The 25,662-nt window shown below is 70.4% G+C and carries 24 protein-coding genes; 10 read left to right on the top strand and 14 right to left on the bottom strand.

The window, feature by feature from the left end; translation table 11 throughout:
* Nucleotides 1-145 precede the first annotated feature (145 nt).
* Nucleotides 146-1,075, top strand: a complete 930-nt coding sequence (locus HQ603_RS13275) for a pirin family protein (protein ID WP_222684993.1) — start codon at nt 146-148, stop codon at nt 1,073-1,075.
* On the opposite strand, the gene HQ603_RS13270 is transcribed toward HQ603_RS13275, so the two are convergent.
* The 3 genes from HQ603_RS13270 to HQ603_RS13260 form a co-directional block, all read right to left on the bottom strand.
* On the bottom strand, nt 1,066-1,854 hold the full coding sequence (locus HQ603_RS13270) for a putative protein N(5)-glutamine methyltransferase (protein WP_308126517.1): 789 nt from the start codon (nt 1,852-1,854) through the stop codon (nt 1,066-1,068). The two genes, HQ603_RS13275 and HQ603_RS13270, sit on opposite strands and share 10 nt — an antisense overlap.
* A complete protein-coding gene (locus tag HQ603_RS13265) occupies nt 1,851-3,287 on the bottom strand; it encodes a maltokinase N-terminal cap-like domain-containing protein (protein WP_222684992.1) in 1,437 nt (478 codons plus the stop codon). The genes HQ603_RS13270 and HQ603_RS13265 overlap by 4 nt, the downstream gene beginning before the upstream one ends.
* A 215-nt stretch (nt 3,288-3,502) precedes the next feature.
* Nucleotides 3,503-3,871: a VOC family protein gene (locus tag HQ603_RS13260; protein ID WP_222684991.1), complete on the bottom strand. Its 369-nt coding sequence runs from the start codon at nt 3,869-3,871 to the stop codon at nt 3,503-3,505.
* A 63-nt stretch (nt 3,872-3,934) separates the two neighbouring features.
* On the opposite strand from HQ603_RS13260, the gene HQ603_RS13255 reads away from it, so the two are divergent.
* Together HQ603_RS13255 and HQ603_RS13250 are read left to right on the top strand one after the other, a co-directional pair.
* Complete coding sequence (locus HQ603_RS13255; protein ID WP_222684990.1) at nt 3,935-4,390, top strand: MarR family winged helix-turn-helix transcriptional regulator; 456 nt, start codon at nt 3,935-3,937, stop codon at nt 4,388-4,390.
* A 53-nt stretch (nt 4,391-4,443) separates the two neighbouring features.
* Entirely contained in the window at nt 4,444-6,423 is a 1,980-nt protein-coding gene (locus tag HQ603_RS13250; protein WP_222684989.1) for a M13 family metallopeptidase, read from the top strand.
* Nucleotides 6,424-6,445: 22 nt separating this feature from the next.
* Here the strand turns inward: HQ603_RS13250 and HQ603_RS13245 are convergent, their stop codons facing one another.
* The 5 genes from HQ603_RS13245 to HQ603_RS13225 all read right to left on the bottom strand — a co-directional run bounded on the left by HQ603_RS13245 (nt 6,446) and on the right by HQ603_RS13225 (nt 11,810).
* Nucleotides 6,446-7,528: an ABC transporter ATP-binding protein gene (locus tag HQ603_RS13245; RefSeq protein WP_222684988.1), complete on the bottom strand. Its 1,083-nt coding sequence runs from the start codon at nt 7,526-7,528 to the stop codon at nt 6,446-6,448.
* An 18-nt stretch (nt 7,529-7,546) separates the two neighbouring features.
* A complete protein-coding gene (locus HQ603_RS13240) occupies nt 7,547-8,875 on the bottom strand; it encodes an ABC transporter substrate-binding protein (protein ID WP_222684987.1) in 1,329 nt (442 codons plus the stop codon).
* Nucleotides 8,876-8,917: 42 nt separating this feature from the next.
* Entirely contained in the window at nt 8,918-9,790 is an 873-nt protein-coding gene (locus HQ603_RS13235; RefSeq protein WP_222677006.1) for a carbohydrate ABC transporter permease, read from the bottom strand.
* Nucleotides 9,787-10,713: a carbohydrate ABC transporter permease gene (locus HQ603_RS13230; RefSeq protein WP_222684986.1), complete on the bottom strand. Its 927-nt coding sequence runs from the start codon at nt 10,711-10,713 to the stop codon at nt 9,787-9,789. The genes HQ603_RS13235 and HQ603_RS13230 overlap by 4 nt, the downstream gene beginning before the upstream one ends.
* Before the next feature lie 149 nt (nt 10,714-10,862).
* Nucleotides 10,863-11,810 carry a L,D-transpeptidase gene (locus HQ603_RS13225; protein WP_222684985.1) on the bottom strand — a complete coding sequence of 316 codons (948 nt, stop codon included), beginning with the start codon at nt 11,808-11,810 and terminating at the stop codon, nt 10,863-10,865.
* A gap of 201 nt (nt 11,811-12,011) precedes the next feature.
* Here HQ603_RS13225 and HQ603_RS13220 point away from each other — a divergent pair, with 201 nt between their 5' ends.
* Entirely contained in the window at nt 12,012-13,331 is a 1,320-nt protein-coding gene (locus tag HQ603_RS13220; protein WP_308126516.1) for an EAL domain-containing protein, read from the top strand.
* Nucleotides 13,332-13,400: 69 nt separating this feature from the next.
* Here HQ603_RS13220 and HQ603_RS13215 read toward each other — a convergent pair whose 3' ends face one another.
* Nucleotides 13,401-14,411: a zinc-binding metallopeptidase family protein gene (locus tag HQ603_RS13215; RefSeq protein ID WP_222684984.1), complete on the bottom strand. Its 1,011-nt coding sequence runs from the start codon at nt 14,409-14,411 to the stop codon at nt 13,401-13,403.
* A gap of 154 nt (nt 14,412-14,565) precedes the next feature.
* Here HQ603_RS13215 and HQ603_RS13210 point away from each other — a divergent pair, with 154 nt between their 5' ends.
* On the top strand, nt 14,566-15,126 hold the full coding sequence (locus tag HQ603_RS13210; protein ID WP_222684983.1) for a Dps family protein: 561 nt from the start codon (nt 14,566-14,568) through the stop codon (nt 15,124-15,126).
* Nucleotides 15,127-15,242: 116 nt separating this feature from the next.
* The gene (gene nhaA, locus HQ603_RS13205; protein ID WP_222685046.1) at nt 15,243-17,066 is read left to right on the top strand and encodes a Na+/H+ antiporter NhaA; all 1,824 of its coding nucleotides are present in this window, start codon (nt 15,243-15,245) and stop codon (nt 17,064-17,066) included.
* Here nhaA and HQ603_RS13200 read toward each other — a convergent pair.
* Both HQ603_RS13200 and HQ603_RS13195 read right to left on the bottom strand, forming a co-directional pair.
* Nucleotides 17,063-18,148, bottom strand: a complete 1,086-nt coding sequence (locus tag HQ603_RS13200) for a DNA polymerase domain-containing protein (RefSeq protein WP_222684982.1) — start codon at nt 18,146-18,148, stop codon at nt 17,063-17,065. The two genes, nhaA and HQ603_RS13200, sit on opposite strands and share 4 nt — an antisense overlap.
* Nucleotides 18,148-19,194 (bottom strand): ATP-dependent DNA ligase, encoded by a 1,047-nt coding sequence (locus HQ603_RS13195; protein WP_222684981.1) that lies wholly within the window; start codon nt 19,192-19,194, stop codon nt 18,148-18,150. Before HQ603_RS13195 ends, HQ603_RS13200 begins: the two co-directional genes overlap by 1 nt.
* 52 nt (nt 19,195-19,246) lie before the next feature.
* On the opposite strand from HQ603_RS13195, the gene lppU reads away from it, so the two are divergent.
* Both lppU and HQ603_RS13185 read left to right on the top strand, forming a co-directional pair.
* A complete protein-coding gene (lppU, locus tag HQ603_RS13190; RefSeq protein ID WP_222684980.1) occupies nt 19,247-19,849 on the top strand; it encodes an LppU family putative lipoprotein in 603 nt (200 codons plus the stop codon).
* Nucleotides 19,850-19,855: 6 nt separating this feature from the next.
* Nucleotides 19,856-21,220: an MFS transporter gene (locus HQ603_RS13185; protein WP_308126515.1), complete on the top strand. Its 1,365-nt coding sequence runs from the start codon at nt 19,856-19,858 to the stop codon at nt 21,218-21,220.
* A gap of 2 nt (nt 21,221-21,222) precedes the next feature.
* Here the strand turns inward: HQ603_RS13185 and HQ603_RS13180 are convergent, their stop codons facing one another.
* On the bottom strand, nt 21,223-21,840 hold the full coding sequence (locus HQ603_RS13180; protein WP_222684979.1) for a sigma-70 family RNA polymerase sigma factor: 618 nt from the start codon (nt 21,838-21,840) through the stop codon (nt 21,223-21,225).
* Between the two features lie 233 nt (nt 21,841-22,073).
* Here HQ603_RS13180 and ilvD point away from each other — a divergent pair, with 233 nt between their 5' ends.
* Both ilvD and HQ603_RS13170 read left to right on the top strand, forming a co-directional pair.
* Nucleotides 22,074-23,810: a dihydroxy-acid dehydratase gene (gene ilvD, locus HQ603_RS13175; protein WP_222684978.1), complete on the top strand. Its 1,737-nt coding sequence runs from the start codon at nt 22,074-22,076 to the stop codon at nt 23,808-23,810.
* A 149-nt stretch (nt 23,811-23,959) separates the two neighbouring features.
* Nucleotides 23,960-24,421, top strand: coding sequence for a DUF6764 family protein (locus HQ603_RS13170; RefSeq protein ID WP_222684977.1), 462 nt, complete (start codon nt 23,960-23,962; stop codon nt 24,419-24,421).
* A 175-nt stretch (nt 24,422-24,596) separates the two neighbouring features.
* Here the strand turns inward: HQ603_RS13170 and HQ603_RS13165 are convergent, their stop codons facing one another.
* Both HQ603_RS13165 and HQ603_RS13160 read right to left on the bottom strand, forming a co-directional pair.
* Nucleotides 24,597-25,268, bottom strand: coding sequence for a S1 family peptidase (locus tag HQ603_RS13165; RefSeq protein ID WP_222684976.1), 672 nt, complete (start codon nt 25,266-25,268; stop codon nt 24,597-24,599).
* Between the two features lie 55 nt (nt 25,269-25,323).
* The coding region (locus HQ603_RS13160) for a DUF6319 family protein (protein WP_222684975.1) at nt 25,324-25,662 on the bottom strand (339 nt) is incomplete at its 5' end.

The following is a 25,662-nucleotide window of genomic DNA, read 5'->3' as shown; positions in this document are numbered from 1 at the left end:
CTCCGGGAAATCACACCTCGATTGTCATCCTATTGTGACCTGTCACCGGTGGCGAGGGGCGGAATACCGGGCGAACACCGACGGTTCAGCCGATATAGTTGACTCGTCAATCACTTGTCGAGTCGCCGGACCCAGGAGGAACCCCATGCCCGCCGTGACCGTCGACAACGTCCTCGCCCTTCCCCGCCTCGGCGTGCCCGGCCCGGACGCCGTCCCGCGCACCGTTCGCTCCGTCACCACCGCCCCCACCGGCTACGAGGGCGAAGGGTTCCCCGTCCGTCGCGCCTTCGCCGGGATCGACATGGCCCGCCTCGACCCGTTCATCCACATGGACCAGATGGGTGAGGTGAACTACGCCCCCGGTGAGCCGAAGGGCACGCCGTGGCATCCGCACCGCGGGTTCGAGACCGTCACCTACATGATCGACGGGATCATGGACCACCAGGACTCGCACGGCGGCGGTGGCTCCATCACCGGGGGTGACACGCAGTGGATGACCGCGGGCAGCGGCATCCTGCACATCGAGGCCCCGCCGGAGCACCTGGTGATGTCCGGCGGCCTGTTCCACGGAGTGCAGCTCTGGGTGAACCTCCCGCGGACCGACAAGATGGCCGCTCCGCGCTACCAGGACATCACCGGCGGGCAGGTGGCCCTGCTGTCCAGTCCCGACGGCGGCGCCCTGGTTCGCGTGATCGCCGGCGAGATCGACGGCCACGCCGGACCCGGGTCGACCTACACGCCGATCACCCTGTCCCACACCACCGTTGCGCCCGGCGCGTCGGTGACGCTGCCGTGGAATCCCCGCTACAACGCGATCGCGTACGTGCTGGCCGGAACGGGCACCGTCGGCGCCGAACGGCGTCCGGTGCGGATGGGGCAGACCACCGTCTTCGGGTCCGGGGACACCGTCACCGTCGCCGCGGCCGACGGCCGGGAGCCCCTCGAGGTGTTCCTGCTGGGTGGCGAGCCGATCCGCGAGCCCGTCGCCATGGCCGGGCCGTTCGTCATGAACACGAAAGCCGAAGTGCTGCAGGCGTTCGAGGACTTCCAGTCGGGGCGGTTCGGTCAGCCCTGAGCGGAGCCGACCACCACGGTGGCGTCCCGCTCGTCGTCGTGGTGAACGTGCGGACGCAGGCCCGACGCCTGCATGATCTCGGCCGCGGCGTCGGCCTGCGCCGCGGAGGTCTCGACGAGGAGTGTGCCGGTGGGCGTCAACCACCGGGCCACCTCTGCGGCGACGCGGCGCTGGACGTCGAGACCGTCCGCGCCGCCGTCGAGCGTGACGCGGGGCTCGCTCTCACGTGCCTCCCGCGGCATCGACGCCACCGCGGCCGTGGGCACGTAGGGGGTGTTGGCGCAGACGACGTCGACGGTGCCGCGCAACGCGGCGGGCAGCGCGTCGAACAGATCACCCTCGAACACCCTGTCCGGCGGCAGGTTTCGTCGCGCACACGCCACGGCCAGCGGATCGACGTCCGCGGCGTGGACCGTCGCGACGTCGGCCAACGCCAGGCCGATCGCACCGGATCCGCAGCACAGGTCCACCACCACGCCACCGGTCCCCAGCAGGCCGCGGGCCACGTCGACCAGCGCCTCCGTCCGGCGGCGAGGGACGAACACCCCCGGTGCGACCACGACACGGTGCCCGTGGAACTCCGCCCAGCCGACAATCGTCTCGAGCGGCTCGCCCGCCACGCGGCGGCGCACCCGGTCCCGGAGTACGTCGTCGTCCGGCGACTCGGCGCGCAACAACCGCGCCTCCTCCTCGGCGAAGACGCAGCCCGCCCGCCGCAACCGGGCCGTCAGGTCCGCCAGGCGCAGCGGCGCCGCCGTGTCGTCGTCGGGCGCGGTCACCCGTCGACGAGCCGCTCGATCGCGTGCATCGGGATGGTGAGCCACCCCGGCCGGTTGCGCGCCTCGTACACCGCCTCGTACACCGCCTTGTCCAGCTCGTAGGCCCGGAGCAGCGCGAGGTTCTCGCGCGGATCGTGGCCCGCCTCCTCGGCGTAGCCGTCGAGGAATGCGGTGACCGTCCGGTCGACCCAGTCGCGCGCGAGCCGGTCCGCCCTGGTCCGCTCGGTGTCGTCGTCGATCTCGACCACGCGGCTCATCGCGGCGTAGTCGACGGAGCGGACCATCCCGGCGACGTCGCGCAGGGGACTGTCCGGCGTGCGCCGCTCCTCGACGCTGCGCGACGGTTCGCCCTCGAAGTCGATGAGTACCCACAGGTCCGGCGTACGGAGCACCTGGCCGAGGTGCAGGTCGCCGTGGATGCGCTGCGTGTCGACGGCGGTCTCACCGGCGGCCTCGATCAGCGCCCGGACGCGGGGCAGCGCGGCGTCGAGCCCCTCGACCACGGGCAACGCGGACTCGACCCGCGCGGAGATCGCGGCGGTGGTCTCGGCGGCCGGCGCGATCGAGGTGCCGAGCACGCGGGCCAGATCCCGGTGCACCGACGCGACGGCACCGCCGAGCGAGCGCGCCTCACCGGTGAAGTCCCCCGCGCCGACGTCGCCGGCGGCAAGCACGGCGTCGACCGCCGCGAGGGCCGCGGTCCACCCCTCGGATGCCCCGGACACGAAGTCCTGCATCATGCCGAGGGTCGTCTCGTCGTGCCGGACGTCGGCCTCGATCCATCCGCGCAACGTCGCGACGTGCGCACTCTCGGCCCGTCCGAGCGCCTGGTGCAGCTCGACGTCCGGGTTCACCCCCACCGCCACCCGGCGGAACAGCTTGAGCAGGAACCGATCCCCCACGATCACCGACGTGTTGGACTGCTCGGCGCCGAGAACGCGCCCCGGCAGACCGGTGGGCAGGTCCGCGCCGGGAACCGCGAGGAACCGAACATCGCCGCTGCCGCCCGTGGCCACCAGGTCCGAGAGCAGCCCGATCACCGCCGGGTCACGCAGTCCGTCGTAGACCACCGCCCCGCCCGTGCGGAGCAGCACCCAGGGGTCGAGATCGTCGTCCACCTCGGCCCGCACACCCACCGGAACCTGGAACAGTTGCGCCTCGGCGCCGTCGAGATGCACCTCGACCAACAGGTGCACGACGGTGAGGTCGGCGGTGGTCGCCAGGGTCTCGCGCGCCACGATGTCGACGCCGGTCACGGTGTGCCCCTTGGCGGAGAACCACCGTTGTTCCGGCAACCAGTCGCTCAGTGCGGCCGTCAGTTCGGCGTCGGACGGGGACGCAGGAGCCGTGGCCTCCGGCTCCGGGGTCGCGGACTCGGCCGTAGTGGACGGGTCCGGCGCGGACGGCGTCGAGGAGGACGTCGAAGAAGACATGGCCCACCTGTACCCGGAAATGTCGGCCCGTGCACCCCGAGCCTCGATCCCGCGCGAGTTCTGCCACACGATCGGGCGGGATTCGGCGGATCCGCGAGGTTCGGGGCGATCGTGTGGGAGAACTCGCGGGCGCGAGTGCCCGCAAGTCGGCCGGATCGACGGGATCCCGTCCGGACGGGCGACTTGCGGGCAACCACGCCCGCTCGTTCTCGGCGTCAGGCGCGGTCGTGGAGCGTGAGGTGGCATCCGTCCGGGTCCGCGAGCGTGAACGTTCGGCCGAAGGGACCGTCGAACGTAGGGGTGACGATGGTGGCGCCGTCGGCCACCAGCCCGTCGTGGATGGCCTGGACGTCGTCGGCGTGGAACCACAGCGCCACTCCGAGTCCGGGCTGCGAGACGCTGTCGAGGTCGGTGCCGGGAACGACCTCGCGGAGTGCGAAAGGGATCGGGGTGGTGGTGAAGACGACCGCGTGGGGCGGGCCCGCCGGCGAGCGCTGGAGTCCGAACCACCGCTCGTAGAACGCCTGAGACACGGCGAGATCGCGGACCTGGAGGGAAACGAAGTCGAGACCGGTGACCGTCATGGGTGTGCTCCTGTTCATGCGTGTCAGTTATCTGACAAACACAAGCTATGTCAGAATACTGACATGAGTCATGCAAGCGATGGCATCGACCTCGAGGCGTCCGTGGGATATCTGCTCAAGGAGGCGGCGACCGCGCTGCGACTCGCGATGGAGCAGGTGCTGCGACCCCTCGATCTCACCGTCACCCGGTACTCGTGCCTCGAACTGCTGTCCCAGCGGCCAGGGCTGTCGAACTCCGATCTCGCCCGCGGCGCCTTCGTGACCCGGCAGTCGATGAACGTCCTGCTGCGCGCGATGGAGGCCGACGGCGAGGTGGTCCGCCCCGACCAGGCGTCGATCGGCAAGGTCCTGCCCGCCCGGCTGACTCCCGCCGGCGCTGCCACGCTGGCCGCGGCCAGTGCTGCCGTGCGAGGGGTGGAGGAGCGGATGCTGAGCGGTCTCGACGACGTCGACGAGGCCCGCCGGATGCTGCGCGCCATGATCGGGGCGCTGAGCGATCCCGAGCCCGATCCGGCCTGACGACGGACCGGCGCCCCGTGCGGGGCTCGCGGGCTTTCGGCAGGATGGGGCTCATGACCACGGCAGAGTCCCCCACCCGCGAATCCCGCCCGTCCGGCCTCGACCTGGCCTGGGTCGACCCGTCCACCCGTGCGCAGGACGACCTGTTCGAGCACGTCAACGGGCGGTGGCTCGCGGAGTACGAGATCCCGGCCGACCGCGCCGTCGACGGCGCGTTCCGCACGCTGTACGACCGCGCCGAGGAACACGTCCGCGACATCGTGACCGAGTGCGCGGCGTCGAACCCGGCGCCGGGCAGCGACGCCGCGAAGATCGGCGACCTCTACGCCGCGTTCATGGACGCCGAGGCGATCGAGGCCGCGGGCATCTCCCCGATCGCCGACGAGCTCGCGGCGGTGGCCGACGCCGCGGACCGCGCTGCCCTCGCGCACGTCCTGGGCGGCCTGGCCCGCACGGGTGTCGGCGGCGCCCTGGCGCACTACGTGGACACCGACTCCAAGCAGTCCGATCGCTACCTGATGCACGTCACGCAGTCCGGCCTCGGGCTGCCCGACGAGTCCTACTACCGCGGCGACGAGCACGCCGAGCTGCGAGAGAAGTACGTCGCCCACATCGGCCGCATGTTCGCCCTCGCCGGCGTGTCCTTCGACGCGGCCACCGTCCTCGAGGTGGAGACGGCGATGGCGGCCGGGCACTGGGACGTCGTGAAGCGTCGCGACGCCGACCTGTCCTACAACCTCCGGACATGGGCCGAGTTGACCGCCGAGGCACCCGGATTCGACTGGGACGCCTGGGTGTCGGGTACCGGTGCCACGCCGGAACAGTGGGCAGAGGTGGTGGTGCGGCAGCCGTCGTTCGTCACCACGGCGGCGCAGGAGTGGTCCGGCCGCAGCCTCGACGACTGGAAGGCGTGGGCCACCTGGCGCATCGTCCACTCCCGAGCCCCGTACCTCGCCGCCGACCTGGTCGACGAGAACTTCGACTTCTACGGCCGCACCCTCACCGGTACCGAGGAGAACCGCGAGCGGTGGAAGCGCGGCGTGTCCCTGGTGCAGGACCTCATGGGCGAGGCCGTGGGACAGCTGTACGTGGAGCAGCACTTTCCGCCGGAGTCGAAGGCGCGGATGCAGGACCTGGTGGCCAACCTGGTCGAGGCCTACCGCCGCAACATCACCGACCTCGAGTGGATGAGCCCGGAGACCCGCACCGCTGCCCTGGCCAAGCTCGACCGGTTCACCCCCAAGATCGGCTACCCGGACACCTGGCGTGACTACTCCGCACTCGAGATCGACGCCGCGGACCCGGTGGGCAACTACCGGCGGGGCTACGAGTTCGAGTACCGACGCGATCTGGGCAAGCTCGGCGGGCCGGTCGACCGCGGCGAGTGGTTCATGACGCCGCAGACCGTCAACGCCTACTACAACCCCGGCATGAACGAAATCGTGTTCCCCGCCGCGATTCTGCAGCCCCCGTTCTTCGATCCCGACGCCGACGACGCCGCCAACTACGGCGGGATCGGCGCGGTGATCGGGCACGAGATCGGCCACGGGTTCGACGACCAGGGCGCCAAGTACGACGGCGACGGCAACCTCGTTGACTGGTGGACCGACAGCGACCGCGCCGAATTCGGTACACGCACCACGGCTCTCATCGAGCAGTACGACGCTTTCGAGCCGAAGGCCCTGCCCGGCCACCACGTCAACGGCAAGTTCACGATCGGCGAGAACATCGGCGACCTCGGCGGCCTGTCCATCGCGGTCGAGGCCTACCGCATCTCGCTCGAGGGCCGCGAAGCACCGGAGATCGACGGGCTGACGGGGCTGCAGCGCGTGTTCTTCGGCTGGGCGCAGGTGTGGCGCACCAAGGCTCGCGACGCCGAGGCCCTGCGCCGTCTGTCGATCGATCCGCACTCGCCGCCGGAGTTCCGGTGCAACGGTGTGGTGCGGAACCTCGACAGCTTTCACGAGGCGTTCGGGGTGACCGAGGGCGACGCGCTGTACCTCGATCCGGCGGAGCGCGTGCGCATCTGGTGATATCGCGGCACGGGGACCGCGGTCAGCGAATGCGGTCCCCGGACTCCGCGTCGAAGAAGAACACCTCGTCCGGAGCCGGACGAACCCGCAGGCGCTGACGCGGATCGACCACGGTGCGGCGATCCACCCGCACCACGACGCGTCCGCCGCGCGCCGTCCACCCGGCGTCGGCCGCCGGGGTGGAGTAGGCGAAGGACTCGGCCCCGAGCTCCTCGACCAGGTCGGTGACCAGCTCGACGGACTCGGTGTCGTTCTCGCCGACCAGGTCCCAGCTCTCCGGGCGCACGCCGACGAGGATGCGGCCCCCGTGTCCGGACGGAACCGGCACGCGCAGACCGCCCAGCACGGCGTGGCCGTCCTGCACGTCGGCCTCGAGCAGGTTCATGGCCGGCGAACCGATGAACGACGCCACGAAGTCGTTGACCGGATTCGCGTACAGCTCACGGGGACTCGCGACCTGCTGCAGATGCCCGGCCTTCAGCACGGCGACGCGGTCGCCCATGGTCATGGCTTCGACCTGGTCGTGGGTGACGTAGACGGTGGTGGTCCCCAGCCGCCGCTGCAACCCGGCGATCTGCGAGCGGGTGCTCACCCGCAGCTTGGCGTCGAGGTTCGACAGCGGCTCGTCCATGCAGAACACCTCGGGGCGACGCACGATCGCGCGCCCCATGGCGACGCGCTGACGCTGACCGCCGGACAGCTTGCCCGGCCGCCGGTCGAGGAGCGGCTCGAGCTCGAGCATCCGAGCCGCCTCCTCGACCCGAGAGCGGGTGTCCTCCTTGCTCATTCCCGCGTTGCGGAGCGCGAAGCCCATGTTGTCCGCGACGGTCATGTTGGGGTACAGCGCGTAGTTCTGGAACACCATGGCGACGTCGCGTTCCTTAGGCGCGAGGCCGCTGACGTCCTTGCCGCCGATCTCGATGCGGCCGCTCTCGACCGCCTCGAGGCCGGCGAGCATCCGCAGGGACGTCGACTTCCCGCATCCCGACGGGCCGACGAGCACCAGGAACTCGCCGTCGGCGATGTCGAGGTCGAGGCCCTCCACCGACGGGTGCGGGGCGCCCGCGTAGCGATGGGTGGTGCCGACGAAGTTGACCGAAGCCATGGTGGTGGGTCCCGTTCCTTACTTGGGCAGCTTGGGCGTGATCTGGCGATCGATGATCTGCTGCAACTGATCCTGCATGCCGCTGAACGTCGAGGCGACGTCGGCGTTCTGCAGGGCGATCTGCTCGAGGCCGGTGCCGATGATCTTGTCACCGCCGGGCACGAACACCCGGGCGTAGTCCTGCGAGCGGGTCCGCGAGAGCTGGTCGACGGCGGTGCGCGAGCGCGGGTTCTGCTCGAGGAAGGCCACCTCGGACGGATCGCTCGCGGCCGCCTTGCGCACGGGCATGTAGCCGACGTTCTGGGAGAAGTAGACCGTCGACTCGGTGTTGGTGACGAAGTCGATGAACTTCAGCGCGTTGACCTTGCGCTCGTCCGGGATGTTCGCCGGGATCGCGAGACCCGCACCGCCGGTGGGGCATCCGGGGGTGCCGGCCTCGGCGGGCAGGAACGCGGTGCCGAAGTCGAACTTCGCGTTGGCCGTGATGCCGGAGAGGTCACCGGTGGAGGCGATGGTCGACGCGAGCAGCCCGGCACCGAAGTCGTTGGCGATGTCGTTGGAGACGGCCGCGTACTTCTTGGTGTGGATCATCTCCTTGAGGAAGTTGCCCGCGGCGATGGTGCGCTCGTCGGTGAACTTCAGGTCGAACTGGTCGGAGTAGCTGCCGCCGAAGGTCCAGATCGGTCCCTCGTAGGTCCAGCCGAGGTAGTCCTCGGCGTTGCCCCACCCGTGGGCGAGCTTGCCGTTGCCGACCACGCGCTGCAGCTCGGGGCCCCACTGGTCGAACTCCTGCCAGGTGGCGGGCCCGCGATCGGGCAATCCGGCCGCCGACCAGACCTCCTTGTTGTAGTAGAAGAGCGGGGTCGACCGCGCGTAGGGCAGCGCCCACGTCTTGTCGTTCCAGTTGTAGTCGGCCACCAGCGAATCGACGTACTCGCTCGTGTTCACCCCGGCCTGCGAGAACAGATCGTCCAGCGGCGAGATCGCCCCCAGCAGAGCGAAGTTGAACCACCACACGTCCGAGAGCAGGACGACGTCGGGCAGCGACCCGCCGGAGAGCGCCGCGTTGAACTTCTGCGCGATCTCCTCGTAGTTCTTGCCGCCGTCGATCATCTGGACCGTCAGGTCCGGGTTGGCGGCCTGGAAGCGCGAGATCAGCTCGTTCTCGACGTCCTTCGAGCTACCGGGGTGCGACGACCAGAAGGTGATCGTGTTGGCGTCCCCACCCGAGCCCGAGCCGGACGACGACGTGGAACTGGTTCCGGCGCAGGCGGTGAGGGCGGCGCTCGCCGCGACGGCGCCCGCCGCTCCGGCGGCTCCGAGGAAACCCCGACGAGAGAGATGCATGTCGACTCCTGTGTTGGTGGTGTGCGCGAGAAAAAAGGCCGGTCAGCCCTTGACGGCGCCGGAGGTCAAGCCCTTGATCATGTGCCGCTGCAGGGCGAGGAACACGATCAGGATGGGGATCATCGTCAGGACGGTGCCGGCCATCACCGGCCCCCAGTTGGTGACACCGTCGTTGTTCTGCAACTGCGTCAGGCCGACGGGAAGCGGTGCGACGGAGGAGTCGTCGGACATCAGGAACGGCCAGAGGTACTCGTTCCACTCGTTGACCACGGTGATCGTCGCGAACGCGACCATGGTCGGACCGGACAGCGGCAGGACCACCCGGAACAGCAACCGCACGGGGCCGGCAGCGTCCATGCGCGCGGCCTCGATGATCTCCTGCGGTATGGACAGGAAGTGGTTGCGCATGAGGAACGTGCCGAACGCGACCCCGGCCAGCGGCACGATGATGCCCTGGAAGGTGTTGCGCCACCCCAACTGTGCGACGAGGGCGTAGTTGGAGATGACCGTGATCTGGTTCGGCACCATGAGGGCGGCGATGATGACGAGGAACACGATGGTCTTGCCCGGGAAGCGCAGGAACACCAGGCCGTAGGCACTGAGGACGCCGAGGACGAACTTCACCACCGCGAGAATGCTGGTGATGATCAGCGAGTTCTTCAGGAAGGTCCAGAACGGCACCGTCGAGGTGGCGTCCGCGTAGTTCTCCGGCCGGAAGACACTGGGCCACCAGATGGACGGCTGCACGTAGATGTCGCCGCGTTCCTTGAACGAGGTGACGACGATCCAGAACAGCGGCAGTCCGATGATGACGATGACGACGACCATGGCGGCGTAGCCGAACAGGCTGGAGAGCCGACGGCGTCGGTCCGCGTCGAGCTGCGCCGGCGGGACCGGCGTGGTGGTGGCGGTCATCGTGCGTCACCTCGATCCATGACCCGCACCTGGAACACCGTGATGATCAGCAGCACCAGGAACATGACGGTGGCGACGGTGGCACCGTAGCCGGCTCGGAAGTTGCGGAAGGACTCCTCGTACACCTGGTAGACCATCGTGGTGGTGCCGATGCCCAGGGGGCCACCGCGGGTCATGACGTTGATGATGTCGAAGACCTGCAGGGAGTTGAGCATCACCGTGATCGACAGGAAGAACGTCGTGGGCCGCAGCTGCGGCAGGGTGACCTTGCGGAACGTGGTCCAGCGACTCGCGCCGTCGATCTGCGCGGCCTCGGTCAGATCCTGCCGGAGGCCCTGCAGCGCAGCGAGATAGATGACGAAGGCGTAGCCGAGGTTCTTCCATAGGTAGGTCACCGTGACCATGAACAGCGCCCACCCGGGGCTCTGGTAGAAGTCCGGCACGCTGTCGAACCCGATGCGGCGCATCAGATCCTGGATCAGGCCGAAGTTCGGGTCGAAGACGAACTGGAAGGCCACGCCGATCGCGGCACCCGAGATGACGAACGGCGCGAAGACGGCCGAGCGAACAACGTTCCGGCCCCGTAACTTCCGGTCGAGCAGCATCGCCAGGATCAGGCCGAGCAGCATGCTGCCCGCGACGGCCGCGATCGTGAAGATCACGGTGTTGGACACGATCTGCCACGTGTCGCTGCGGCCCCACCACTCGCGGTAGTTCGCCAGTCCGATGAACGTCGAGGTCGGCGAGCTGATGTTCCAGTCGAAGAACGACAGCCGGATGTTGTCCACCAGCGGCCGGTAGGTGAAGACCCCGAGCAGAACCAGATTCGGCCCCACCAGCACCAGGAACAGGGCGTAGTCCCGCCACGGACGACGCAGGAAAGAGCGTTGCGCCGGAGGAAGATCCGGCAGCGTCCGCTGCACGACGGGTCGGCCCCGACCGACCGGTCGCCGGGGGCTCCGAGAAGCCGCCCGCCGAGGGAGAAGTGCTGTCACCGATGGGACATTAGCCTAGATAAAACGAACTAATGGTGAACTGGAACGGATCCGCACCTGTCCGGACGGTGGCGTTTCTACAGCTGCCAGTCTCCGAGGCCGTCGTAGCCGCTCAGAACGCCGCCCGCGGTGTTCTGCACCACCACCGGATCGCCCTTCTGCACGGTCTCGTAGAACCATTTCGCGTCCTCGGTGCTGACGTTCAGGCAGCCGTGACTGACGTTCTCGACGCCCTGGCTGGTCACCGACCACGGGGCGGCGTGGACGAAGATCCCGCTGTTCGACATGCGCGTCGCGTACTCGACGTACGTGCGGTAGCCCTCGGGAGCGTCGACGGGCACACCGTAGGTGGACGAGTCCATGTACATGTCGCGGTAGCGCTCGCCGATCACGTAGGTGCCGTTGGGCGTCTCGTGACCCGGCTTGCCCATCGACGTCGGCATGGTGCGCACGACGGCGCCGTTGCGCGTCACCGTGATGGTCTTGGTGGCGTCGTCGGCCGTCGTGACGATCGCGTCGCCGACGGTGAACGTGCTCGTCAGATCCCCCGCGCGCACGGTCACGTCGGTGTTGGCCGGCCAGAAGGCGTCGGGACGCCACCGCACCTGACGATCGGAGAACCAGAAGAATCGGCCGGGGACGTCGCCCGCCGAAGTCGTGACGTCGATGGCGCGTTCCGCGACGGCGCGGTCGGCGATCGGTGCGGAGAACCGCAGGATCACCGGCTGCGCGATGCCGACCACCTCACCGGCGGACGGGTTCACCGCGGGGGTGGCGAAGTTGGCCGGGCCGCGCTGGGGTTCGACGGGCAGCTGCGGGACGGTCGGCAGCGACGGCGGTGCGGGCAGTCCGGGCAGAGTGGGCAGCTCGGGCGCCGGCGGCAGGCCGGGCAGCGAGATGTCGGGGCCACCGGGCCAGAGCGGCGCGGCCGCGGCCGGTGCTGCGGCGGCGATCAGGCCGGCGGTGACGACGACGGCGCCCACCGCTGCTCGCGCCACGGAACCGGACGTACGACGAACTCCCATGAGCGTGAACCATCCCTGTCGGTCTCGAATCGAGTCGTGTTCCGCCATTAACACACAGAGGCGACGGCCGTCGCCAGTCGGGTATCGTGGCAAGACACGCGAGACCGATGTCAAGCCACGGCGACGGTCGAGGTTCACCCGTGCTGCGCGGACGACGACGTGTCGGTCCGATGCACACGACGAGAAGAAGGGCCGCACGCCGTGGTGGTCGACGACCGAGGACAGGAGTCCGAGCGACCCCTGCCTGCGACAGCGGGCGATCGGATACAGCCTGCGGCACTGTTTCCCGAGCGCGCCGAGAACGGCCTCAGTGCACTGCTCGGACCGGACAGTCTGCACACGTCCTTCCAGCGCATCATCGATCTGCAGACCGGGTCCATCGTCGGCTACGAGGCCGTGGTCGGGGGTCCCGCCGACTCGTCGTTCGCCGAGCCCGCGGCCCTGGCTTCCGCCGCTCGCGCGATGGGCATGACGCCCGATCTCGACGCCGCTCGGTGGAACGGCGCCCTGGCGGCCGCCGCGCGCGAGGACAAGCCGCGCGAGGTTCCGCTGTTCATCGCCGTCGATCCGGACTCCCTCACCGACCTGCCGGACCTGCACGATCAGGACGCGGGCGGCGCGGTGCTGCAGTTCGACGAGACCGCTCTGATTCGTCGCCCCGCCCACCTCATGCGTGTCGTCGCCGAGGTACGCCGGCTCGGCTGGGCCATCGCCGTCGACCACGTCGGCGTCCGGCCGGAGTCGTTGGCGCTGCTCCCGCTGCTCGAGCCGGACGTCGTCAAGCTCGACCGCACGCTGCTCGCGACGCGCCCCAACCGTTTCACCGCCCGCGTGGTGAACGCCGTCGCGGCGCAGGTGGAGCGCACGGGCGCCATCGTCATGGCGGAGGGCATCACCGACGAGGCCTCGGCGCTCGCCGCCCTCGCCATGGGCGCCCGGGTGGGCGAGGGTCCCCTCTACGGCTCGACGACGACGCTCTCCGGCGACAGTCCGGTCGGCTCGCCCCTCGAGTTCGGCACGGCCCGCGGGCGCGGCGCGACGCCGCTGTCCACGCCGTACAACCTGGCCGCGGGCGGTCTCGACGTGCGGCGGGCGAGCAAGCGGCTGCTCATCGAGATCAGCAAGAACCTCGAGTCGATGGCCACGGACAGCCGTCAGACCGCGCTCATGATGGGCGCGTTCCAGCACATCCGGCACTTCACCGCGCTGACCGGTCGGCGCTGGGAGCTGATGGCGCAGAACGCGGCGCTGGTGGGCGCGCTGGCCGAGAACATGGGCACGGAGCCGGCACCCAAGATTCGCGGCGCGGGCCTGCCCGCCTCGGACGCGCTGCGCGAGGAATGGGACGTCGTGGTGCTGTCACCGCACTTCTCGGCCGTGCTCGCGGCCCGCGATCTGGGCGACGGCGGCCCGGACATGGACCGTCGTTTCGACTACGTCCTCAGCCACGACCCGACGCTCACCATCGAGTGCGCGCGGTCGCTGGTCGCCCGGCTCCCACCGGAGCGCAGCGGGAGCTGACCTGGAGGACTTCGGGCACGACCACCCTGCCCGGGTCAGCCGACTTCGGGCACGACCACCCTGCCCGGGTCAGCCGACTTCGGGCACGACGACACTGTGGACGAAGCGCATCTTCTCGAGCACGCGGGCGGGCAGGACGAAGGGGTAGAGGTCCTGGTGCCCCATGGACCGGTTGAGCTGGTTGAGGGCCCAGGTGAGCGGCAGCCACCAGTCGATGATGCGGTCGAAGCCGACGTCGCCGGCGAGCGGCGCCTCGAAGGTCGAGCCGGCCGGCGCGAAGGCGTAGGCCGCGGCGGTGTCGAGGGTGTCCCGGATGTGCAGGTAGTGGGCGAAGGTCTCGGCCCAGTCCTCGGCGGGGTGCATCGTGGCGTAGGACGACACGTGGTTCTTCCGCCAGCCCTCGGGGGCGCCCTCGCTGTAGTGCCGGTCGAGCGCGGCCTGGTAGTCGTCGTCGGGGTTGCCGAACAGCTCCTCGAACCGCGCCCGGTGCTCGCCGGTCCCGATGAGCACGGTCTGGTAGTAGTGCCCGATCTCGTGGCGGAAGTGGCCGACGAGGGTGCGGTAGGGCTCGTCCATGGACACGCGCAGCTGTTCGCGGTGCGCGTCGTCGCTCTCGGCGAGGTCGAGGGTGATGAGGCCGTTGGCGTGGCCGGTGATGACGTGCCGGTTGGCGCTGGAGAGCAGGTCGAACCCCAGGCCGCCCGACGGGTTCTCGTCCCGTCCGACGATGGGCAGGTGCAGCTCGTCGAGCTCGAGGATCACGCGCCGTTTCGCGGTCTCGGCGGCGGCGAACTCCGCCATCGCGTCGGTGTCGCTGTCGGCGGGCCGGGTGCGGGTGAGGGCGCACGACGCGCAGAGCGTGGCCCCGGTCGAGAGGTCGACCAGCCAGTTGCACCGTGCCCGTTTGATGTTGGCGCAGCGGCCCCACTCGACCCCGTCGACGGTGACGGTGAGGTCGTCGCCCAGGACCTGGATGCTGCGGCCGGGCAGGTGGAAGCCGAGCCGACTGTCGCAGGACAGGCAGATCGAGTTCTCGAAGGACAGTTGCTGACCGCACTTGCGGCAGAAGAACACTCGCATGGATTCCGGGAACCTTCCTCACGCCGTCGGGCGTCGCCGACAGCGACACCGCCGTCCGGGCGAGCGTCGGATACCCAGCGTAGTCGCCGTGACACGCGCCTCGAACCGCCCGCTCGGGTGTTTGGAAACGGGGGGCTCGGTCAACTCTGCGGCCATGACTGATTCGACGCAGAAGACGGCTTCGTACACGGTTCCGGGCATGTCCACCGAGGACGGCGCACGCGTGGCAGAGATCCTGCAGGATCGGCTGAACGCGCTGAACGATCTGCACCTGACGCTCAAGCACGTGCACTGGAACGTGGTGGGCCCCAACTTCATCTCGGTGCACGAGATGCTCGACCCGCAGGTCGAGGCCGTGCGCGGCTTCGCCGACGACGTCGCCGAGCGCATCGCCACCCTCGGCGGGTCGGCCAAGGGTACGCCGGGAACCATCGTCTCCCAGCGGACCTGGGACGACTACAGCATCGGCCGTGCGCCGGCCATCGAGCACCTCGGTGCCCTCGACCTCGTCTACACGGGGGTCATCTCCGACTACCGCGAGGCCATCGAGAAGACCGGTGACGTCGACCCCGTCACCGAGGACCTGCTGATCGGCCACAGCGGCCAGCTCGAGTTGTTCCACTGGTTCGTCCGCGCGCACCTCGAGAACGCCGGTGGCCAGCTCTCCACCGCGGGCGCGACCTCGGAGAAGGAAGCCGCGGCCGACGCCGGCTGACCCGTCTCCGCACGGACTCGGCGCCGCATTCCCCGACTCGGGGGTGCGGCGCCGTCGTGCGTCCGGTGTAGTTTCCCCGGGTGACCGAGTCGCCCATCACCACCCACCGTGAGCGCATGCGGAGCTGGGTCGAGTGCATCGCCGAGGCACGCCGCGGCGACAGCAGCGAGACCCTCGCCGCGGCGTTCCTGCTCACCGCCACGGTGTTCGCGCTGGTGTGGGCCAACTCGCCGTGGGGCGAGACCTACCAGGCCTTCTGGCACACGCCGCTGTCCGTCACCGTCGGCACCCACGGCATCGAGCTCGACCTCCAGCACTGGGTGAACGACGGCCTGATGGCGCTGTTCTTCTTCGTCGTCGGCCTCGAGGTGAAACGCGAGTTCGCCATGGGCGAGTTGCGGGACACCTCCCGCGCGGCGGTGCCCATCGTCGCGGCGCTGGCCGGACTAGCTGTTCCGGCGCTGCTGTTCCTGCTGCTCAACCCGTCGGGCCCGGCGTCCGCGGCCTGGGGCGTCGTGATCTCCACCGACACGGCCTTCGTGCTGGGTCTGCTCGCCGTCGTCGGCCCGACGCGTGCCCTGCGCCTGCGCGTGTTCCTGCTGACCCTCGCGGTGGCGGACGACGTCGGCGCCCTGGCGATCATCGCCGTCGTCTACACCGACGACCTGCGCGTCGGCCCCCTCCTGGTGTCGTTCGTCGGCCTCGCTCTGGTGTTGGTGCTACGGCGGATGCGCGTGTGGCGCGGTGCGGGGTACCTCGTCGTCTCGCTCGTGACCTGGACGGCGATGTACCTCTCCGGTGTCCACCCCACCCTCGCCGGCGTGATGATCGCGCTGCTGCTGCCGGTCTACCCGCCCCGGCGACGGGAGGTCGAGCACGCCGCGGCACTCACGCGGGCGTTCCGTCAGTCGCCGAACCCGGAGTACGCGCGGGCCGCCCGCCTCGGGCTCGAGCGGGCGGTCTCGGTGAACGAGCGGCTCATGCGCCTCTACCAGCCCTACACCGCGTTCCTGGTGGTGCCGATCTTCGCGCTCGCCAACGCCGGGGTGGTCCTGAGCCGCGAGACCCTGTCCGCGGCGGCGACGTCCCCGCTGACGTGGGGCATCGTGCTCGGACTGGTGATCGGCAAGTTCGTCGGCATCACCGGCGCCAGCGCAGCGTTCGCCCGCATCCGGCCCCGGGCGCTGGCCCCCGGCCTGACCTTCCCGCAGATCGCGGGCGGCGCCGCGTTGTCCGGCGTCGGCTTCACCATTTCGCTGTTCATCGTCGACCTGGCTCTCGAGGACCCGCTGCTGCAGGACGAGGCGCGCGTGGGCGTGCTGTCGGCGTCCGTGATCGCGGCACTGCTCGGCTGGGGCGTGTTCGCTCTCGGCAACCGCCTGGCACCCCCGCCCGCCGGACCGCCGAAGAAGCTGCTCCGGCCGGTGGGTCGACGCGACCACGTCCGCGGCCCCCTCGGTGCGCCGCTCACCGTCGTCGAGTACGGCGATTTCGAGTGCCCGTTCTGCAGCAAGGCCACCGGGGTCGCGCGGGAGTTGCGCGAGCACTTCGGTGACCGATTGCGCTACGTCTTCCGGCACTACCCGCTGGACGATCACCACCCGCACGCCCGCTACGCGGCGCAGGCCGCGGAGGCCGCCGCGGCCCAGGGCAAGTTCTGGGAGATGCACGACACGCTGTTCCAGCACAGCGACGACCTCGAACGCGACGCGGTCGACGGCTACGCCGCCGCCGTGGGGCTCGACATGGACCGGTACGAGGACGACATGCGGACCGGCGACTTCGTCACCCGCGTCGAGGACGACGAACTCGACGCGCTCACCAGCGAACTGCCGGGAACGCCCGCGTTCTATCTGGGTGGCGCCGACACCCCTCGCCGGCACGACGGCCCGCACGACACGGCGACGATGATCCGCGAGCTGGAGAAGCTGCTGACCTAACGGTGGTCCGGGACCCGATTGCCCTCGTCGTCCCAGTGCTCGGCCACCTTCTTCGACGGCTGCACGCGCGGCGGCTCCCCGGGCATCTTGGGGTAGTCGGGCGGGAAGTTCAGCTCGCCGCCGGGCAGGGTCTCCCACAGCTGCAGCAGGGGATCCAGCGAGAACGCCTCGTCGTCCATGTCCGCCCACGGGTCGCCGTCCGCCAAGTAGTCCGGGACGGTGTGCAGCGTGTAGGCGCGCGGGTCCGTCGTCTCCGCCAACGTCGCCCACGTCATGGGGGTGCTGACGGGCGCGCCGGGCCGGGCGCGCAGGCTCCACGCGCTCGCGATGGTGCGGTCCCGGTTGTTCTGGTTGTAGTCGAGGAAGATGCGCTTCCCGCGCTCCTCCTTCCACCAGGCGGTGGTGACGCCGTCGTCCCGCCGTTCGAGTTCGCGGCCGAGTCCGATGGCGGCGTGCCGGACGTCCTCGAAGGTGTACTCCGGGCGGATGCGCACGTAGACGTGGATGCCGCGGTTGCCGCTGGTCTTGGGGTAGCCGCGCAGGCCCAGCTCGGCGAGCAGTTCCCGCGTCACCTCCGCCACGCGCTGCGCGTCGGCGAACGTGGTGCCCGGCTGCGGGTCGAGGTCGAGGCGCAACTCGTCCGGCCGGTCGACCTCGGGACGACGGACGGGCCACGGGTGGAAGGTCAGCGTCCCCATCTGCGCGGCCCAGACGACCGACGCCGGCTCCGACGGGCACAGCTCGGCCGCCGTGCGTCGACTGGGGAAGGTGATGTCGACGGTCTCGATCCAGTCGGGCGCGCCCTTCGGCAGCCGCTTCTGATAGAAGCCGTCGCCGCCCTTGTCCTGCGGCCCGGTGGCCAGCCGCATCCCGTCGCGGTAGCCGTCCGGCCACCGCTCCATCGCCGTCGGGCGATCGCCGATCGCGCGCATCATCGCCGGCCCGACCGCCGAGAAGTACTCGCACACCTGATGTTTGGTGATCGCCGGGCCGGCGTCGGTGGCCTCGTAGATCACTCGGTCGGGGCTGGTGACGCGAACGTCGCGCTCGCCCGCCCGCACCGACGCGGCCGACGTCGCCATCACGCACCCGCCAGGATGTCGGCGACGTCGTACCGCTCGGGAGTGTCGAGCTGGTCGTAGGTGCAGCTGAGCGGGTCGCGGTCCGGCCGCCACCGAAGGAACCGCGCCGCGTGCCGCAGCCGGTCCTTCTCCATCTGGTCGTACGCCACCTCGAGCACGCGCTCGGGCCGCACGGGGATCCACGTGCGGTCCACCCCGGACCGCCACCGGGTCTGCTCGCCGTCGGAGACGACGTCCTCGCCGAGCCGCAACGGTTCCAGTTCCTTCTGGTACTCGATCCGCTTGGCGTCGGTGAACGCCGACGCGCCCCCGATCATCTGCAGCCGGTCCCCGTTGTAGAGCCCGAGGAGCATGGACCCGATGCCGGTGCCGGACTTGTGGATTCGGTACCCGATGAGCACGCAGTCGGCCGTCCGGGCGTGCTTGACCTTGACCATCTCGCGCTTGTTCGGCAGGTACACCCCGTCCAGCCGCTTGGCCACCACTCCGTCGAGACCCGCGCCCTCGAAGCGGTCGAACCACTCCGTGGCCAGCGCGGCGTCGTCGGTCACGCGGGTGACGTGACACCGCGGCGCCTCCCGCGGCTCGAGAATGCCCTCGAGCGCGGCACGGCGCTCGGCGAAGGGGCGGCCCGTCAGGTCCTCGTCACCCAGGGCGAGGAGGTCGAACGCCACGAACCGCGCCGGCGTCTTCTCGGCCAGCATGCGAACCCGACTGTCCGCGGGGTGAATTCGCTCCGACAGCGAGTCCCAGTCCAGCCGCCACGACCCGTCGCGCTCGAGGGACACCACCAGTTCCCCGTCGACGACGCAGCGGGTGGGCAGTTCCTTCTTGACCGCCGCCACCATCTCCGGAAAATAGCGCGCCAGGTCCTTGCCGCCGCGTGACCCGAGCACCACCTCGTCCCCGTCGCGAAAGACGATGGTGCGGAACCCGTCCCACTTCGGCTCGTAGGACCAGACCGCATCCGGGGAACCCTGATCCGGCACCACCTTCGCGGCCTTGGCGAGCATGGGCTGCAGCGGCGGCGTCACGGGGAGGTCCACGCCGTCAGTCTCGCACGAGACGCCGACGTCCCACGGGCATACAGTGACCGCCATGCCTCTACTCCGGACTCGCCGCACGCGCCCCGCCGCGCTGCTGCTCGGCGCGGTCGCGGCGGTGCTCGTGGCGACCGGATGCTCGTCCACCGTCACCGGCACCCCGGTCGCGGCGCCGACCACGTCGACGGCATCCACCACCTCCGAGCTCCCGAACGACCGCCTCGTCCCCCCGACCACCACGTCGTCGGGCGGAGACGTCTCCATCGACGTCGCGCCGGGTGACTGCGTGCGCCTCGGCGGCACGGTGGACGACGCGACCATCGAGGAAGCCACGTGCGGCTCGGACGAGTCGAACTACGTGGTGGTGGCGTCGTCGCCGACGTCGAGCGGGTGCCCGTCCGACGTGGACCAGACGTACTACGAGACGCTCGGCGGCATCGAACAGGGCGCGCTGTGCCTCGACATCGACTTCGTGGTGGGCGGGTGCATGGACCTCGGCGGTGAGGATCCCGTCCGCGTCGACTGCTCCGAGCCGATGATCGACGGCGTCCGGGTCGACGAGATCATCCGGAACTCCGTGGACGAGTACGACTGCAACACCGACCGCGCGTACGTCTACGACGAGCGAGAATTCGTCGTCTGCTTCGACACGCCCTGACCCGCCGTGCTCGATGCCCCGCGCCTCCGCACCGCTCGCGGACGGTGGATCGTCGCCGCGACGGTGCTCGGCTCGTCGCTGACCATGCTCGACGGCACCGTCGTGAACATCGCGCTGCCCGCCGTCGCCGCCGATCTCGGTGCGGACGTCTCGGGGCTGCAGTGGACGGTGACCGGCTACACCCTTACGCTCGCCGCGTTCGTGCTGCTCGGGGGCTCACTGGGCGACCGGTACGGCCGCGCCCGACTCTTCGCGATCGGAACGGTGTGGTTCACGGCGGCGTCGGTCGCGTGCGCGCTCGCCCCGTCCGTCGACGCGCTGGTCGCCGCCCGCGTGATCCAGGGAATCGGCGCCGCGCTGCTCACGCCCGGGTCGCTGGCGATCCTCTCGGCGTCGCTCGACCCGCGCGATCGCGGCGCGGCGATCGGGCTGTGGTCGGGGCTCGGCGGCGTGGCCGCCGCGGTGGGACCCGTCCTCGGCGGGTGGCTGGTCGACGTCGCCGGGTGGCGGTCCGTGTTCTGGATCAACGTGCCGCTCGGGATCGTCGTCCTGGCGGTCACCGCCCGCCACGTCCCCGAATCCCGTGATCCCGACGCCACGGGTCGTCTCGACTGGGTCGGCGCGACTCTCGTCGTGGCCGCGTTGGCCGCGGTCACCGTCGGCGCGATCGGCGCGAATGCGGTGGCGGTGGGACTCGGGCTCGTGGGCGTCGGTGTGTTCGCGGCGTGGCAGCGCCGCGTTCGGCATCCGTTGGTGGCGCCGCCGCTGTTCGCCTCGCGCACGTTCGTCGGCGCCAACGTGGTGACGGTCGCGGCGTACGCGGCGCTGGGCGGCGTGTTCTTCCTGCTGCTCCTGCACCTGCAGACCGCGCTGGGGTACGACGCGATCACCGCCGGGGTGGCGACGCTGCCGATCACCGCCGCGATGCTGCTGCTGTCCTCGCGCACGGGAGCGCTGGCGGACCGGATCGGCCCGCGCCTGCCGATGACGGTGGGGCCGGTGGTGGCCGCGGTCGGGCTCGCACTGATGACCCGGATCCACCCCGGCGCGACGTACGCCGGGGCGGTGCTGCCCGCGGTCGTGGTGTTCGGCGTGGGGTTGTCGATCCTGGTGGCGCCCCTGACCGCGGCGGCCGTCGGATCGGTGCCGAGCGAGCACGCGGGCGCGGCGTCGGCGGTGAACAACGCCGTGGCGCGCACGGCTCAGTTGCTGGCGGTGGCCGCGCTGCCGGGCCTCGTCGGCATCACCGGAACGCTGGATGCGGACACGGTGAGCCGGGGCTTCACGTCCGCGATGTGGATCTGCGTGGCCCTGCTTCTCGCGGCGGGCGCCGCGGCGTTCGCGCTGGTCCAGCCGTCGGTGCGGGCCTGAGTTCAGTCGGCGAGGCAGGCGACCTGCGGGTCCACCCGCAGCTTCGCCAGTGCGCTGCGGATGCGCGACTTCATGGTGGAGACGGGCACGCCCATGCGGTCGGCGGCCTCGGCGTAGGTCAACCCCTCGAAGAACGCCATGAACAGGCACTCGCGCTGCCGGCTCGACAGTTCGGCCATCGCGTCGAGCACGGGTCGTCGGTCGAGGAAGCGGTCACCGCCGTCGGCGGTCCCGATGGCGGCGTCGAGCATGGCCCACTTGGACTCCCGGTCCGACCGAGACTGCTCCGACCGCACGCGATCGATGGCGCGACGATGGGCCATGGTGACCAGCCACGCGGCCGGCGAGCCCTGCGACGGAGAGAACGTGGGCGCCTTCTGCCAGACCTCCAGGTAGACGTCCTGCACGCATTCCTCGGAGAATCCGCGATCGCGCAGTACGCGCAGCACGGCGCCGTAGACGCGGGAAGACGTGAGGTCGTAGAACCGGGCGAAGGCGGCCCGGTCGCCGCGGCCGACGGCCACGAGCAGATCCACCAGTTCGCCGGTGGCAGTCTCGGGGCGCCGGGCGGGAACGGACACGGTCCGGTCGACGACGCGCTTGTCCGCCGGCTGGTCCATCGTGCTGATGGTGCCCGTATCGGGTTGTGCGACAAGAGTATTCACGGTCATCACCTCGGTCCGCGGAGCACGGGATCGTGCTCGATGTCTCCGACAGTGCCAGCGCTTCACGGCGGTACCGCGACGCGCATGTCGCAATCGGGACACCGAACGGTAACGGATGCATAACGGCGATCGAGTGGCCGCGCACCACCCGGCTCGACCCCGCCACCGGCAGGTCTAGGGTTTTCGCCATGAGCAGCACCCCCGGCAGCACTCCTTCCGGCACCACCCCCACGACCGACCCCGACGTCAAGCCCCGCAGCCGCGACGTCACCGACGGCCTCGAGAAGACCGCCGCCCGCGGCATGCTCCGCGCCGTCGGTATGGGCGACGCCGACTGGGGCAAGTCGCAGATCGGCGTCGCGTCGTCGTGGAACGAGATCACGCCGTGCAACCTCTCCCTCGACCGTCTGGCCAAGGCGGTCAAGGAGGGCGTGCACACCGGCGGCGGCTACCCGCTGGAGTTCGGCACCATCTCCGTCTCCGACGGCATCTCGATGGGCCACGAGGGGATGCACTTCTCCCTGGTCTCCCGTGAGGTCATCGCCGACTCCGTCGAGACCGTCATCAGCGCCGAGCGCCTCGACGGATCCGTGCTGCTGGCCGGCTGCGACAAGTCCCTGCCGGGCATGCTCATGGCCGCGGCCCGCCTGGACCTCGCGTCCGTCTTCCTCTACGCGGGCTCGACGCTCCCCGGCTTCGCCACGCTGTCCGACGGCAGCGAGCACCAGGTCACCATCATCGACGCCTTCGAGGCCGTCGGCGCCTGCTCCCGCGGCCTGATGTCCCGCGAGGACGTCGACACCATCGAGCGCGCCATCTGTCCCGGCGAGGGCGCCTGCGGCGGCATGTACACCGCGAACACCATGGCCAGCGCGGCCGAGGCGATGGGCATGTCCCTGCCCGGCAGCGCGGCGCCGCCCGCCCCCGACAAGCGTCGCGACGGGTTCGCCCGCGCCAGCGGTGAGGCCGTCGTCGAACTCCTCCGCCGCGGCATCACCGCGCGCGACATCATGACCAAGGAAGCGTTCGAGAACGCCATCGCCGTCGTCATGGCGTTCGGCGGGTCGACCAACGCCGTCCTGCACCTGCTGGCCATCGCGCACGAGGCGGACGTCGAGCTCACCCTCGACGACTTCATCCGCGTCGGCTCCAAGGTCCCGCACCTCGCGGACGTCAAGCCGTTCGGTCGGCACGTGATGACCGACGTCGACCGCATCGGCGGCGTGCCGGTGGTCATGAAGGCCCTGCTCGACGCCGGTCTGCTGCACGGCGACTGCCTCACCGTCACCGGCCGCACCGTTGCCGAGAACCTCGCCGACATCGCGCCGCCGGATCCCGACGGCCTGGTGCTGCGGGCGATGTCGGAGCCGATCCACCCCACCGGCGGCATCACCATCCTGTCCGGCTCGCTGGCGCCCGGCGGCGCCGTGGTGAAGTCGGCCGGCTTCGACTCCGACGTCTTCGAGGGAACCGCCCGCGTCTTCGAGCGCGAGCGCGCCGCGATGGACGCGCTCGAGGACGGCACAATCACCGCCGGTGACGTCGTCGTCATCCGTTACGAGGGCCCCAAGGGCGGACCCGGCATGCGCGAGATGCTCGCCATCACCGGCGCGATCAAGGGCGCGGGTCTGGGCAAGGACGTGCTGCTCATGACCGACGGCCGCTTCTCCGGCGGCACCACCGGCCTCTGCGTCGGCCACATCGCGCCCGAGGCCGTCGACGGCGGACCCATCGCCTTCGTCCACGACGGCGACCGGATCCGTCTCGACGTGGCCAACGGCACGCTCGACCTGCTGGTCGACGAGGCCGAGCTGGCGTCGCGTCGCGAGGGCTGGGCGCCGCTGCCCCCGCGCTACACCCGCGGGGTGCTGGCCAAGTACTCCAAGCTGGTCGGCTCCGCCTCGCAGGGTGCCGTCTGCACATAAGCCCCCTAGGCCACGCCGCTCGAGACCGACCCGAGGCCCCACCGTGATCGATTCGTGACGCGGTGGGGCCGAGGTCGTCATCGGGACGGGGAACCCTTCCTCGTGAGGGGGCAGCGCTGGGCTGTCCGAACCATCGGGAGGCAGCAGCCATGTCCATCATGAAGAAGTCCATCGCAGGTGCGTTCGGTGTGGCGCTCGGTGTCGCGGCGTTCCTGCCCGCCACCGCCTCGGCCGCTCCGGTCGACGCATGTCAGGCCCCCTTCGGCCGGGACGCCGTCACCGGTGAGTGCTCCGCCACCAGCGACGCCTCCAGCGCCGCCGCGGCGTACGGCGACGCCTCCGCCGACGCCAGCCGCAACGCTCTCGCCCTGGCCCTGGGCCTGAACGGCGGCTCCGCCACCTCGTCGGCCGTCGGCCTGGCCGCTCCCGCCGCCATCGCGTTCGGACCGGGCAGCGTCGCGGAGGCCATCGGCCTCAACCCCGGCCTGTCCATCGCCATCGCCGGCCCCGGCGCCACCATCTCCGTCGATTCCGTCGGCGGCGTGACCTGCGACGGCCCCGGCTTCGCGGGCGACCTCACCACGCTGAAGGCCTGCATCGGTCAGAACTGAGGCCAGAACCGAGGTCAGGTCCGCTCGAAGTGAGCAGCACGTGCGGCTCGGCGCCGGATCCTCCGGATTCCCGTCCGCCGACGCTCCGAGTCGCACACTGCGCTCCGAGACGGAACCCCCGTGACACACACGAGCCCCGCACCGAGATCGGTGCGGGGCTCGTGTGTGTGATCGATCAGGGAGTGGGAACGAAACCCGTTCCGACGCCGCCGCCACGGTTGATGTCGTCGAAGACCGCGCGGATGTTGGTGCCGACCTCGGGGCCGATGCACGGGATGCCCAGGTAGGCGTTCACCATGCCCACCAACGTGGTGCCGGCGACCACGGGTCCGCCCGAGTCACCCTGCTGCACGCAGATCTGGGTGTAGGTGCGGTCGTTCTGGAACAGCTCGCCGTACGTGATGCCGCAGGTGTTGCCGGTGGTCCGGCCTTCCTTGCACATGATGCCGGGGAACGTCGCGGGCTCGCCGACACCGGTGATGGTCACGTTGCCGACGCGGTTGGTGGGGGCCACCCGGTTCCGGTCGAACTCGATCACGGCGTAGTCCAGGCCGCCCACCGAGGACACGATGCGTCCCACGGCTCCCGCCTCCGGCAGGTACTCCGCGCCCACCAGGTCGCCCGGAACACCACAGTGACCGGCGGTGATGCCCACCAGCCGTCCGGCGTTGTCGGTGCCGACGGTGGTCAGCGTGCAATCGAACTTGCCCTGGCCCGAGCTGTCGGCGATCAGGATGCCGGACCCACCGCCGAGCACGGCGACGGGTGCGGCGGACGCGGTGCCCACGCCGACACCGGCGGTCAGGGCGAGAGCCGCGGCAGCCGCGACGACGAGTTTCTTCAGCATGTATTCCCCTCCGGAGGTCCCGCACACCGTAGCAATCTCCGGCGGAGGGGTCGTACTACTTGCCCTGCTCCGTCAACCGGTCCAGAACTCGGCGGGCGTCCTCGAGCTCGCGGCTGAGCGCGTCCACTCGCTCGCGGGCCGCCGCGCGGGCGGCCTCGACCTTCTCCTCGACCGCTTCCGAGGCCGCCGGATCGCCCAGTGCGCGGACCGCCTCGAGCACGCGATCGGCCGTCACCGACGCGGGCTTGCCGGACTTGCGGGCACCGTGCGAGACGGCGACCGTCCAGGTGTCGTCCGGTCCCGACGCGAGAGTGACGGTGACCGGCGCCGGGCCCGACTTCGATCGACGCGGCCGAGCCGGGGCGGGCGCTGGGGTCGGTGCGGGAGCGGGGGT

The sequence above is a fragment of the Rhodococcoides corynebacterioides genome (assembly GCF_019834675.1).
GTDB lineage: Bacteria > Actinomycetota > Actinomycetes > Mycobacteriales > Mycobacteriaceae > Rhodococcoides > Rhodococcoides corynebacterioides_A.
The sequence above is the reverse complement of the archived record's forward strand: the minus strand, read 5'-3'. Positions and strand labels throughout refer to the sequence as shown.